The organism is Thermosipho melanesiensis BI429, assembly GCF_000016905.1.
GTDB classification, from domain to species: domain Bacteria; phylum Thermotogota; class Thermotogae; order Thermotogales; family Fervidobacteriaceae; genus Thermosipho; species Thermosipho melanesiensis.
This window is the reverse complement of sequence record NC_009616.1, coordinates 652,351-664,813: the sequence shown is the minus strand read 5'-3', so window position 1 is coordinate 664,813 and position 12,463 is coordinate 652,351. Positions and strand designations below refer to the sequence as shown.

12 protein-coding genes, 2 tRNA genes and 1 pseudogene are annotated in these 12,463 nt (G+C 32.3%); 14 read left to right on the top strand and 1 reads right to left on the bottom strand.

What is annotated here, in order from left to right; translation table 11 throughout:
* Positions 1–77 precede the first annotated feature (77 nt).
* The 12 genes and pseudogenes from TMEL_RS09915 to TMEL_RS03205 all read left to right on the top strand — a co-directional run bounded on the left by TMEL_RS09915 (position 78) and on the right by TMEL_RS03205 (position 10,960).
* Positions 78–1,397, top strand: a complete 1,320-nt coding sequence (locus TMEL_RS09915) for a GGDEF domain-containing protein (RefSeq protein WP_012056846.1) — start codon at positions 78–80, stop codon at positions 1,395–1,397.
* Between the two features lie 120 nt (positions 1,398–1,517).
* Positions 1,518–2,954, top strand: coding sequence for an NAD(P)/FAD-dependent oxidoreductase (locus tag TMEL_RS03255; protein ID WP_012056845.1), 1,437 nt, complete (start codon positions 1,518–1,520; stop codon positions 2,952–2,954).
* Positions 2,951–4,171, top strand: coding sequence for an NAD(P)/FAD-dependent oxidoreductase (locus TMEL_RS03250; RefSeq protein WP_012056844.1), 1,221 nt, complete (start codon positions 2,951–2,953; stop codon positions 4,169–4,171). Before TMEL_RS03255 ends, TMEL_RS03250 begins: the two co-directional genes overlap by 4 nt.
* On the top strand, positions 4,164–4,526 hold the full coding sequence (locus tag TMEL_RS03245; protein WP_012056843.1) for a DUF1667 domain-containing protein: 363 nt from the start codon (positions 4,164–4,166) through the stop codon (positions 4,524–4,526). The genes TMEL_RS03250 and TMEL_RS03245 overlap by 8 nt, the downstream gene beginning before the upstream one ends.
* A gap of 21 nt (positions 4,527–4,547) precedes the next feature.
* Entirely contained in the window at positions 4,548–6,014 is a 1,467-nt protein-coding gene (gene glpK / locus TMEL_RS03240) for a glycerol kinase GlpK (RefSeq protein WP_143611057.1), read from the top strand.
* Between the two features lies 1 nt (position 6,015).
* Entirely contained in the window at positions 6,016–6,567 is a 552-nt protein-coding gene (locus tag TMEL_RS03235; protein WP_041425953.1) for a glycerol-3-phosphate responsive antiterminator, read from the top strand.
* Positions 6,568–6,884: 317 nt separating this feature from the next.
* Positions 6,885–7,316: a hypothetical protein gene (locus TMEL_RS03230; RefSeq protein WP_012056840.1), complete on the top strand. Its 432-nt coding sequence runs from the start codon at positions 6,885–6,887 to the stop codon at positions 7,314–7,316.
* A 59-nt stretch (positions 7,317–7,375) separates the two neighbouring features.
* Positions 7,376–8,959, top strand: a complete 1,584-nt coding sequence (locus tag TMEL_RS03225) for a DNA-binding protein (RefSeq protein ID WP_012056839.1) — start codon at positions 7,376–7,378, stop codon at positions 8,957–8,959.
* Between the two features lie 44 nt (positions 8,960–9,003).
* Positions 9,004–9,737 (top strand): annotated as a pseudogene (locus TMEL_RS03220) (thermonuclease family protein).
* Positions 9,738–9,820: 83 nt separating this feature from the next.
* Positions 9,821–9,910 (top strand) — tRNA-Ser (locus TMEL_RS03215).
* A gap of 36 nt (positions 9,911–9,946) precedes the next feature.
* Positions 9,947–10,023: transfer RNA gene (locus TMEL_RS03210), tRNA-Arg, on the top strand.
* A gap of 184 nt (positions 10,024–10,207) precedes the next feature.
* Positions 10,208–10,960 carry a hypothetical protein gene (locus TMEL_RS03205; protein ID WP_012056836.1) on the top strand — a complete coding sequence of 251 codons (753 nt, stop codon included), beginning with the start codon at positions 10,208–10,210 and terminating at the stop codon, positions 10,958–10,960.
* A 34-nt stretch (positions 10,961–10,994) separates the two neighbouring features.
* On the opposite strand, the gene TMEL_RS03200 is transcribed toward TMEL_RS03205, so the two are convergent.
* On the bottom strand, positions 10,995–11,468 hold the full coding sequence (locus TMEL_RS03200; RefSeq protein WP_012056835.1) for a hypothetical protein: 474 nt from the start codon (positions 11,466–11,468) through the stop codon (positions 10,995–10,997).
* Between the two features lie 277 nt (positions 11,469–11,745).
* Here TMEL_RS03200 and TMEL_RS10050 point away from each other — a divergent pair, with 277 nt between their 5' ends.
* Positions 11,746–11,841 carry a substrate-binding domain-containing protein gene (locus TMEL_RS10050; RefSeq protein ID WP_231109763.1) on the top strand — a complete coding sequence of 32 codons (96 nt, stop codon included), beginning with the start codon at positions 11,746–11,748 and terminating at the stop codon, positions 11,839–11,841.
* A gap of 411 nt (positions 11,842–12,252) precedes the next feature.
* Entirely contained in the window at positions 12,253–12,426 is a 174-nt protein-coding gene (locus TMEL_RS10480) for a PfkB family carbohydrate kinase (RefSeq protein WP_307777296.1), read from the top strand.
* The last annotated feature ends 37 nt before the right edge of the window (positions 12,427–12,463 follow it).

Genomic DNA, 12,463 nt, shown 5'->3' with positions numbered 1-12,463 from the left:
CACCAAAAGAAAGATTAGAAATAGATTTTGAGCCTTTTCTTCCCTATTACAAAGCGACAGGGAAAAGAAGTGTTTGGTTGCTAAAGGGAAAATTTAATAACGTTGGATATGATACATTAGTTTTTTCAAGGGTGTCTGGGAATATTATAAAGGTTTATTTGAATAATGAGTTAATTTATAAATTTGGAAGTGAAACGGCAAATATTTGGAATAAAACATTTAAAATAGAACTTGAAAAGTTAAAAGATGAAAATTATCTAACTATTGAAATATTTGGTATATATGATGTTGGCTTATCGAGCAAACCATTTCTTACAACTAAAGAAAATGCTAGAAAATATGTTTTTTATAAAGAATTTTTTAAGGAAAAGTTTATATATATTTCTATTGGAATAAGTATAATTTCTGCCATCGTTTCTTGGATTTTTGGTACGGCGATCAGGGATATACAGTTGAGATATTCTTATATCAGTTTTGGAATATTTTTCATGTTAACTGCTTTTTTTCTTTTACATTTTGGTGTGAGAGAGACAACATTTAGTTTGAATTTATATTTTGCATTTTTGAAATTATTGTCTTTGGCTTCTTATAGTTCTTTAGTTTTTTGCATTTATGCTGTGGAGACGTATAAAAATAACAAGTTTACTTCAAGGTGGATTGTAATTGTTTTCATAACATTTCTTATTTTAGTATCTATATCATTTGATTTCACGATTTATGTTAAAGTTACTCAAATAACGAATGTATTTATGATTTTTGCTTTGGTGTATACAGTTATACGTGTTTTTGCTTTAAAGGTGGAATATCTTTATTTTTCATCGGTTTTTTCCGCTATTGTTGTTATAGAATCTATTGTTTCACTTTTTGTTCCAAATACCAAAGAATTACTTACTAGTTATGCATTTACAGTTTCTGCGATTTCGGTAATTGTTATGCTTTCAAAGGATTTTGAAAAATTGGTTTTGGAACATAGGTTTTTATCAAATGAAATTTTGAAAGACCCGTTGACTAATGCGTTTAATAGAAACATAATTGATAGATTAAAACCTGGTGGGTATTTTATTTTAATAGATTTGAATGATTTTAAGTTGTTGAATGATAAATATGGTCATGGTTACGGAGACAAGATATTGAAGAGCTTTTCAGAAATAGTAGAAGGAAATCTTTCTACAAACGATTATTTTATTAGGTTAGGTGGAGATGAATTTGCAATAGTAACGCATTTAGAAGATCCTAAGGGATTAATAGAAAATATTAGAAAGAAAGTAAAAGAGAAAATAAATTTGGATTTTTCATATGGTATTTCTAGATATGTACAATTTGAAAAAACGTACAAAAAAGCGGATGAGAAATTATACAAAATGAAACAGCAAAAAGCCTTGAAATATAAAAAGTGATTATGATATAATTTGTTATAATGAATTAACAGAAAGTTAATAATTTTTAGGCAGGAGAATAGGAGATGCCATAGGCCACGTGGTGGTACATGGCATCTTTTATTTATTGGAGGTGTAACCATGAAAGTCTTTGTTATTGGTGCGGGAATATCAGGAAGCCTTATCACTCGTGAGCTTTCAAAATATGATGTTGAAGTGCATTTGGTAGAGAAAGCACCAGATATTGGTTGGGGAGTTACAAAAGCAAATTCCGCAATTGTTCATGGTGGATATGATGATCCACCAAATTCGATAAGAGCAATGTTTTCAGCAGAAGGTAACAAACTTTACGATGAACTTGCTAGAGAACTAGATATTAGTTTTATGAGAACAGGCTCACTTGTTGTTGCTTTTAAAGAAAAAGATCTAGAGTATTTAAAAGAACTGAAAGATAGAGGTAAGAAAAACAAGGTAGAAGAACTTGAAATATTGGACAAAAAAGAGTTAAAAGAAAAGGAACCAAATATAAGCGATGAAGCTATTGCTGCACTATGGTGTCCTAGTGCGGGTATTACAGAACCTTGGGATGTTTCAATGGCTGCGGTTGAAAATGCGATGGAAAATGGTGCATTTTTACACTTGAGTGAAAAAGTAGTTGATATTATGGTGCGTAAAGGAAAGGTTTCAAAATTGATTACAAATAAAGGAGAATATGATGCAGATATAATAATAAACGCAGCAGGATTATTTGCAGACGAAATAGCAAAGATGGCTGGAGTAGCTGATTTTGAAATTTTTCCGAGAAAAGGAGAATATATATTATTAGATAAGAAATTAAATGGGCTTATAAACATGGTGATTTTTCCCACTCCTACAAAAAAATCAAAGGGAATCCTTGTTGTTCCGACTGTGGATGGTGGAATACTCTTAGGTCCAAATGCAATTGATTTATCAAAAGATAAAAAGGATGATCTCTCCACAACTAAGGAAGGATTAAACGAAGTATATATGAAATCAAAAAAATTAGTACCAAAAGTTGATATTGCATATACGGTTAAAACATTTGCAGGTTTGAGGCCTGAGACAAAAGATAAAGATTTTATAATAGGTCCTACAAAGGTTTGGGGATTTATAAATGTTGCGGGAATTAGATCTCCAGGACTTACAGCGGCACCTGCTTTTGCAAAATACATTGTTGAAAAGATAATACCAGAAGATTTAAGGGTACAACTTATGAAAAAGAAGGACTTTAACCCATACAGAAAGAAAATACCAAATATTAAGACGGTTTCGCTAGATGAATGGGAAGCACTTATAAAAAAAGATTCACGTTTTGGAAGAACAGTGTGTTTTTGCAACAATGTGTCAGAGGGAGAAATAGTTGAGGCTATTAGGAGAGGGGCAAGAACATTAGATGGAGTAAAGTTTAGAACAAGGGCCTCTTTTGGTAGATGTCAAGGGGGGTTTTGTAGTTTGAAGATAATGGAAATACTATCTCGGGAACTTAATATTCCCATTGAACAAGTAAAACAAAATTATGAAAATTCATGGATAATGGATGGTAAGGTGAGAGCATGAGAAGGGAAAAAGTAGATGTTTTAATTGTAGGTGGGGGAGCTGCTGGGCTTGCGGCTGCTATTTCTGCTACAAAGCAAGGTGTTAAGACAGTTTTACTTGAGAGGGATAGAAACACTGGTGGTGTGTTAAACCAGTGTATTCACAATGGGTTTGGATTACACGTATACAAAGAAGAACTTACTGGACCGGAATTTATGGAAAGAATGTGGGAAGAACTTGAAGAAGATGTTATAAGACCAAATTTTACAGTGTTAAAAATTGATCCAAATTCAAAAGAAGTAGTTACATTATCTGAGGATGGAATAGTGGTTTTTGAGGTAAAAACACTTATAATGGCAACTGGGGCAAGAGAAAGGCCATTAAGTTCCCTAAGAATTCCTGGAGTAAGAGTTTCGGGAGTATACACAGCAGGTGTTGCCCAGAGAATGGTTAATATCTACAATAGATTACCTGGGAAAAGGGTTTTAATTGTGGGATCTGGTGATATTGGACTTATTATGGCAAGAAGGTTAAAAATAGAAGGAATGGATGTTGTTGGTGTTGTGGAAATAATGCCAGAACCAGGTGGGCTTATCCGTAATGTTGTACAATGTTTGGAAGATTTTGATATTCCCCTTTTGTTAAGTCATACAGTAATTGATTTACACGGTGATGAAAGATTAAAGGCGGTAACTATATCAAAAGTAGATGAAAATTGGAATCCTATACCAGGAACGGAAAAGAAAATAGAAGTGGATACACTCGTTACATCAGTCGGATTGATACCACAAAATGAATTAATTGAAGACTTCGTTGAAATGGATCCAATAAACAGAGGACCAGTTGTTGATGAATTTATGAGAACAAGTGTTGATTGGATATTTGCAGCTGGAAATAACATAGCTATACATGATCTTGTAGATTTTGTATATGATGAGGGAAAGATTGCAGGATATTATGCCTCGCTTGTTGCAAGGGGTAAAAAATTTCCTGAATCTAACAATAGATTTTTGAGAGGGAAAAATATTGGTGTTTTGTTGCCCCAAAAATTTTCCGGTGAACATTCTTTTAAGATATATATTAGACCGAAGAGGAGTTTTAACAGGTCTGTTTTAAAATTTAACGATAAAATAATTAGAAAATTTAATTGGAGGATTAGACCAAGCGAGATGATAGATTTTGTAGTTAAAAATCTTGACAAGAAAGACATCACCGTGGAGGTGAATGAAATTGATTAAAAAGTTAACATGTATATCCTGTCCCATTGGTTGTGAGCTAAAGGTTTACATGGAAGGCGAAGAAATAAAAGTTGAAGGTAATAGATGTCCTAGAGGATTTGAATATGCAAAAAACGAAATGATTGATCCAAAGAGGATTTTAACAATTAGTGTAAAAGTTGAAAATGGGTTCATGGAACTTGCATCGACTAAAACTGATAAACCAGTTCCCAAAAAGAGGTTGAATGAAATAATAGGTTATGTAAAAACACTTAAAGTTAGTGCACCTGTGAAAAGAGGTGATATAATAGTTAAGGATATATTGGGAACAGGTGCTAATCTCGTTGCAACAAGAACAGTATTGAGAAAAAATTAAAAAAGACCAAGGGGGGATATGGTGTTCATTTTGGCGCTGGATCAAGGAACAACTAGTTCACGAGCTATATTATTTGATGAAAACGGACAAAGTGTTTTTGTAAAGAATAAAGAATACAAACAGATATATCCAAAACCTGGCTGGGTAGAACATGATCCATTTGATATTTTAAACTCCCAAATTGAAGTGGCAAAGTTAGCAGTAGATACTGTTGGATATGAAAATATAGCTGCAATTGGTATAACTAATCAAAGAGAAACAACCATTTTGTGGAATAAAAGAACTGGGAAACCTGTATATAATGCAATAGTTTGGCAATGTAGAAGGACAGCAGATATTTGTGAAAGATTAAAAGAAGATGGATATGAGAATTTAATAAAAGAAAAAACAGGGCTTGTTATAGATGCTTATTTTTCAGGTACTAAAATCAAATGGATACTTGATAATGTTCCAGGGGTAAGAGAAGAAGCAGAAAAGGGAAATATACTTTTTGGAACAGTAGATTCTTGGCTTATCTGGAACCTTACAGGTGGTAAGGTTCACGTTATAGATTACTCAAATGCATCAAGGACCATGCTATTTAATATTAATACTCTAAAATGGGATGAAGAAATTTTAGAGATATTGAATATACCAAAAAGTATATTACCTACACCAGTTCCTTCCAGCATGGTGTATGGATATACTGAAGTTTTTGGTGGGAGAATACCAATAGCAGGGGATGCGGGAGATCAACAAGCCTCTCTTTTTGGACAAACGTGCTTTGATAAGGGAATGATAAAAAATACGTACGGTACAGGTTGTTTTATATTGATGAATACAGGCGAAAAACCTTATTACTCAAATTCTGGATTGCTTGCGACGATAGCTTGGGGAGTAGATGATAAAGTAGACTATGCGTTGGAGGGAAGTATATTTATTGCCGGTGCAGCCGTACAGTGGTTGAGAGATAATCTAAAAATTATTGAGAGTGCTTATGAGACGGAAGAAATAGCATTTTCTGTTCCAGATTCAGGGGAGCTTTACTTTGTTCCTGCAATGGTAGGATTAGGTGCGCCATATTGGGATATGTATGCAAGAGGGCTTTTAATCGGAATCACGAGAGGTACAACAAGAGCTCATATTGTAAGGGCGGTTTTGGAATCAATAGCTTATCAGACAAGAGATGTTTTAGAAGTAATGGCAAAGGAATCTGGAATTGAAATGGGAACGCTCAGAGTTGATGGCGGGGCTTCCAATAATAACTTTTTAATGCAGTTTCAGGCAGATATTCTTGGAATACCTGTGGAAAGACCAGAGATTACTGAAACAACTGCTTTGGGGGCAGCATATCTTGCAGGGCTTGCAACGGGTGTATGGAAAACTAAGGAAGAAATAAAGTGGAATCTTAATAAGAGATTTGAACCTAAGATTAACAAAGAGCAAAGGAAAAAGTTATATGGAAAATGGAAAGAAGCAGTGAAAAGGTCGATGAAATGGAGTGAATGACGTGCATCCATTTGTATATCCTATAGTGCCTGCAATAAGAGATTTAAAATTTGTTGAAAAAATTGTACAAATTCCCGTGTCTTCGGTTTTTTTACTAGAGGGAGATATATTCAATACACAAAATGCAACGCAAAAGTTAAAGGAAAATGGAAAAAAAGTTTTTGTACATATTGACCTTATTAATGGTCTGGGAAGGGATGAAGCAAGTGTAAAGCTTGTAAAAGAATTTGTATGCGCAGATGGAATAATCACAACAAGATCCAATCTTATTGTTTTTGCAAACAGAATAGGATTAATGACAGTTCAAAGGATTTTTTTAATAGACTCAAAAGCTGTTGAAACGGGTATTCAGCAGATAAAAAAGCATAAAGCTAATTTTGTGGAAGTTTTACCTGGCCTTATACCAGATATGATAAGGTTTATAAAGCAGAGTGTAGAACAACCCATTATTTCCGGAGGACTTGTAAGTACTGAAAATCAAGTGAAAAAAATTTTAGCAGCGGGTGCAATTGCCGTTTCAACAAGTAAGGAAAATTTATGGAATATTTTTTGAAAAATCTTGTATGGTGTTATATAATACTATTGCTAATATCTTAAAAAGAAAGAGATATTATGAAAAAATATTTAGCAATTTTTTTAGGAATAGCACTTTTATTTTTTGTTTTTTCTGGATGTATGTAGTTTTTACCACCTGATAATAATGGTGGAAGTGGTGAAACATCAAGTATTTACAATGCAAAATTAGGTTATTTTAGCGGTACTACAGATGCATCAGTCACAGGGGTAGTTATTTACAAAGATAGTGATGAAGTAGTTATTTTTGATGGTGTAACGGGATTAGATATATACAATAGAGATTTTCCAGCAACTGTGGAAGTAGGCGATAAAATAACTGTTACAGGAACGCTGGATTATTATTACGATAACTTGCAATTAGAAAATCCAACGCTTGTTTCCACAACAACGGGAGATAATCCTTCACCAGTTCTTTTAAACGTTAAGTTGGATAATAATTGGTTGTTAAAAAGTGGAACGACAACTGATGTTGAGGCTTTTGCAAAATGGAACTTTAATTTTGTTACTGTAAATGGAACGTTAAATTATATGAAAGAAGATTCGATTAAAGATTTTGAGATAAAATATCCAATAGAAACAGGAGAAGCAACATTGCATGTTTATATACCTTCAGGACTGGCAACAGAAACAATAATAGATAAGCCAGCTACTTTAACAGGTTTTCTGAAAGGTTTTTACGACAAATGGGAATTGTTTATTTTTGATGCTTCGAATGTTGAATTTTAGTTAAAAGAAATTAAATACTACAAGGGCCGAAAGGCCCTATTTTTATCGGAGGTGAATATATGAGAAAAATAGTTATCTTCATTGTTTTATTATTTTCCATTTTGTCATTTTCAAACTTTTCTTTGTCGGTATTAAATTTAACAACAATAGGAGTAGATGATGGTACACTTGATTATTTTCCAATACTTTATGTAACTTATCAGCCTTTTGATTTTTTATCGTTCAAAGTGACAGATTATTTGAAGTTAACACATGATTCTTTTGATTTGGGAATGAATTCGATTTTTAAACCAAGATATTATTATTTTGAAACAAAATTTGATATTTTTGGTGTCAATTTTAAAATGGATATTTTAAAGGCAAGGTTGAAAAAAACTCAAACAGAGAAATTTGAAGGATTAAGATTAGGTGGATTAAAATTTGACTATTATGGAGTAGGAATGGATATAAAAGGCGATAAATTTTCTTTAGGAGTAGCATATGATATTGACTATAATAATTTTGCAGGGTATTTACAAATTGAATTGTTTGGGTTCAATTTTGGGGGGTATTATGAAACAAAATATAATCAAGTATCATTTGATTTGACTAAATCTATTGATTTTGGTAAATTTTCGATATTTGCTTGGGGAGCATTATCTGCAAAGACGACGGATATTGCCAATTTTTCATATTTAATAGGAGCAAGGGTTAATTTTGGTGATTTTGCTTTTAGTACTCAGTATTTAAAACTTGGTGCTAACAAATACGATGCGGATTATTTAGATGGTGATCCCAATAGTGTTGCATTTTCATCAGATGCGTGGGCATATTATATGGATATAGATTACACTTTGAATGATTACAATTTCGGATTATTTTTGAGATATAACAGTGTTTGGGCATCTAATCCAAGTTATTTACCTTTATATGGTTTAAAAGTATCGTTTAAGGATTTTGTATTTAAGATAGGTAATGGAGATTTAATTGCAAATATTTCAGGAGAGCAAAAAATAGCAGTTGAGTTGAATTATTTTTATACACTTGAATTTGATAGGATATCTTTATTTGGCTCAAAGAAAAAAGAAATTTCTCCTATTGTTGTAGAGAAAAACAAGGAATCCGCGGAAATATATAATACTGTTATGGATGTAATTTTGGGAGAAGAAGGAAAAACGTATGTTGTAAAGGGTATTATCGCTTCTCCAAAAGATTTACTTAGTAAAGGAAGCTTTTATATTCAAGACGAAACAGCAGGTTTGATGATATATGCTCCTTCTTTAATGGAAAATTTAGAAGTTGGTGATGTTGTAGTAGTAAACGGAAGAAGTAAATTGTGGAATGGTATAATTGAAATTGTTGCAAAAAATGTTGAAAAAGTGGGTAGAAAAACGCCAAGACCTGATGTTTTGACGAGTTTGTCAAAAACCTTTATATCTAGTTTTGTTTATGTTGAAGGCGTTGTAAAGGAAAAAAGGAAATTTGATTTCATTGTAGATACAAGGGAATTTTTGATAAAGATTTACTTGAAAAAGGGAACAAATATAGATATTTCAGAAGTTGAGGTAGGGAAAAAAGTTAAGGTTCAAGGAATGTTAACAGTTTATAAAGGTGAATATGAAATTTTACCAAGATATCAAGAGGATATTATCATAATTCAATAATTTAAAGCACCGCTTTTGCGGAGCTTTTATAAGGAGGCTATAGTGTGAAAAAACTTTTTGTATTATTCTTTGCTTTTGTTTTATTACTTACATCCTGTGTAAATTTAGAAATTGTAACAACTGTAATAGATGGTGATACGTTTTATACGGCAAACGAAGAAAAAGTGAGAATTGTTGGTATAGATACTCCGGAAATTCATAGTGGGAGTAAACCAATTGGTGAGTTTGGGGAAGAGGCAAAAATTTTTTGGAAAACTTCGTGAGAAAATATGAAGTTTATTTGAAAAAAGCAGGAAAAGATAGTTATGGTAGAACACTTGCGTATGTGTTTGGAAAATCTGCTAGTGGAACAGTTTTTTATGAAGAAGAAGTATTAAAAGAAGGACTTGCAAGACCATTAATATATTTTGAAAATGTAGATTCAGAATTGACTTTTCGAATAGTTGAAGCGTATAAATATGCTTTTGGCCATAAAAAAGGGATTTTTTCAAAGTGGAATACCGCACCTGTTTTAACTAGTTTTTCGAGAGAATATGTAGGTAAGATTGTCTTTTTGAAAGGAACAGTAAGTAGTGTATACAAAAGTGGTGGTATGTGGTATATAAATTCTGATTGGTTTACTATAAAAATAAGAGAAGAAGAGTTTTATTATTTTTTTAAAAATTATGATTTAAATAAATTAAAAGGTAAAACGGTGAAGTTTTATGGAGAGCTTTGGTTGGATGATGAAAAGCCAATTATTTTGTTAAGAAGTCCAAACGAAATTGTTTTACCTTAGAATGCAAAAAAGTATTTTTGAAAATCCCACAATTTTCTTGACATTTGTTCGTTTTTACGTTAAAATTTTATACGTAATATTTCGGAGAGGTGGCCGAGTGGTCGAAGGCGCTTGCCTGCTAAGCAAGTGTGGGGGTAACCCCACCGAGGGTTCGAATCCCTCCCTCTCCGCCAGATTTAGGGGGATTTATTCCCCCATTTTTGAATTATGTGCCCGTAGCTCAATTGGATAGAGCGTCAGACTGCGGATCTGAAGGTTGGGAGTTCGAATCTCCCCGGGCACGCCAAACAAAGAGGCTTTTCAGCCTCTTTATTTTTTATTTTTTATGGAACGAGTTCCAATGTTCCTGATGGATATGGTGGGAAAAATTCTGTTTTTGAGTTGATTGAAGAAGAAGGGAATTAATAATAAAGAAACCCAAAGAAGAAACTAGCGAAGGAGTAGAAATTTCAGGAGAATTTTCTTTTGTAATGACTTACAAATACGATTCTTCTAGTTTATTGATAGGTCAAGGTTTGTCAAATTTTCTGAAATTTGTATACACGCCCTCAGATGAAATAGAATTTGGTTTGAGATTTTCTGGTGCAAATATAGATTATGCCAATCTGGAATTTAATTTGTATAGATTTAAATTTAATGCACGCTACAAATCATATATTGATTTTCCAATAGAAGGTATTTCTGAAGGTGTATTGGTAAGTTACAATGATACAGTGTTTTTAGACTTAGGTGTTGCTGGTAATTCTCTACCTTTTCTTGCAGGAGCAAAAATTGGCAATTTTGAATTGGTGTATGGAAATAGATATTTTAATGCAAGTGATTCTATTTTAACAGGTTACAATTTAAGCGGTGGCTTTGTTGATATGAGATTAATAGGAGGAATATTTTTGGAAGATTTTGATCCAATTATTTATTTTGATGCAGTATTTGGAGATGGGAATCTGAAAATTATATACTATTTGAGAAATATTGATGTGAATATTTCAATTTTTGATTATGAAATGAATGGAATGTATAGCTTTGAAAATGGTAATTATAAATTAGGTGTACAATTGCCTTTTTGGGAGACGTATAAAGTTTTTGGAGAATTTGAACAAACCAGAATACTGAGCAAGTGGGTTTTAGGATTTGCTCAATATGAGGAAGACTATAATTTAGGTTTGAAAATAAGAAATGAGTTGTCCTCTATATTCGTTGATATTTTTGGAGAAGTATTATTTTAAAACTAGGCTTCGGAATGTTCCGAAGCCTAGTTTTTTACCGTCTGTTATTTCTTCTGCCCATAGATTTATTGTTTCTTCTGTTATTATTTCCTTTATTATTGTTTCTTTTATTGGTTTGTGAAGATACAGGTTTCTGATCTTTCCTTAGCACAAGTTCTGTGCCATTTGAAATAATTTTTGTTGCTACAATGAATTCTTCGTTTTCGGTACTAACAAGTCTACCCTCTAGTTGTATTTCGTCATTTGTTTTTAAGTTTTTGTAAAGCCATATGGGGCCTGCATGTACTGTATATTCTTTACCATCTACTTCAATAATTAGTCTAACTCCTTCTCCTATTTCAGCTTTGATTTCTTTTACAATTCCAGATAAAGAAATTTCAGAGATAGTAGAATTTTCAGGTAAGTTACGATACATAGGATATGTAGTATTTATTTGCCTATAGCCAAAAGCAAACAAGCCGGATAAAACAAATACACTTAATAAAATAATACCTAGTTTTTTGAACATACTTTCACCTCCTGATAGTTTGTATCTTAATGATATCTTTTTAAACTTAGAATGTCCTTATAATTTCCTTAAAACTGTCTTAGAAAATAAAATTTTTATTAGTTTTGGGAGAAAATGCTGATTAAAAAATAATTCTAAAAGATTCTCCAGAAAACTCATTTGACATTTACTACTGAATCTAGGTATAAGTTTGTTAAAAAAGTGAAATTGTTGCCATATACAATAGCTTTGTAGAAATGATTTAATTTCTTATGGTGTTATTGATGCAATTGAAGAAATGGGATATAAAATACCAGATGATGTTAGTGTAGCAGGATTTGATGATATACCTTTTAGTAAGCATTTTAAACCACCTTTAACAACAGTTAGATAGCCAATTTATGAGATGGTTGAGAAGCAGCAGAATTGCTTTTAAAAATAATAGTGGGAAATAGCTTTTTAAATAAAGGCGTAATATTTAAATCAGAAATAGTTATTAGAAATTCCACAAATGAGATGGTAAAGTGATTGCTATAGTTGGAAGTTCAGATATGGATGCGGTATCGACAGTTGAAAGATTCACATTGCCTGGCGAAACTCAAAAAGCACTGAAATTAGAGTTTTTTCCTGGTTGAAAATGTTCAAATCAAGCTGTAGTGAAACTTTCAAATAATAATTCAACGTGTATCGAAAATGATTCTTACGGGCAATTTTTAAGAGAACAGTATGGTAAGTTGAGTGTTAAGGACTATGTGATAGTTAATGATAGCAATGGTTTGGCTTTTATTTCGATGAAAATGTCAAAATAAAAATACCAGCTTTCAAGGTTAGAGCAGTTGACACTAATGCAGCTTGTGGAGTGTTTAATGGAGTGTTTTCTGTTGCTCTAGATGAGAAGTTTGATATTGAATTTTCTTTGAAGTTTGCTACGGAAGCGGCGGCGTTAGCAGTTACAAAAAACGAGGTTGAAAAATTTTAAAAAAATAAAAGGCGCAAAAATGCGCCTTTTTTAAATA

What these genes read in the sequence shown, in the direction of transcription:
- TMEL_RS03255 (WP_012056845.1), top strand. Translation starts at nt 1,518, where the DNA reads ATGAAAGTCTTTGTTATTGGTGCGGGAATATCAGGAAGCCTTATCACT.
- TMEL_RS03250 (WP_012056844.1), top strand. Translation starts at nt 2,951, where the DNA reads ATGAGAAGGGAAAAAGTAGATGTTTTAATTGTAGGTGGGGGAGCTGCT.
- TMEL_RS03225 (WP_012056839.1), top strand. Translation starts at nt 7,376, where the DNA reads ATGAGAAAAATAGTTATCTTCATTGTTTTATTATTTTCCATTTTGTCA.
- TMEL_RS03205 (WP_012056836.1), top strand. Translation starts at nt 10,208, where the DNA reads ATGACTTACAAATACGATTCTTCTAGTTTATTGATAGGTCAAGGTTTG.
- TMEL_RS03200 (WP_012056835.1), bottom strand. Translation starts at nt 11,468, where the DNA reads ATGTTCAAAAAACTAGGTATTATTTTATTAAGTGTATTTGTTTTATCC.
- TMEL_RS10050 (WP_231109763.1), top strand. Translation starts at nt 11,746, where the DNA reads ATGGGATATAAAATACCAGATGATGTTAGTGTAGCAGGATTTGATGAT.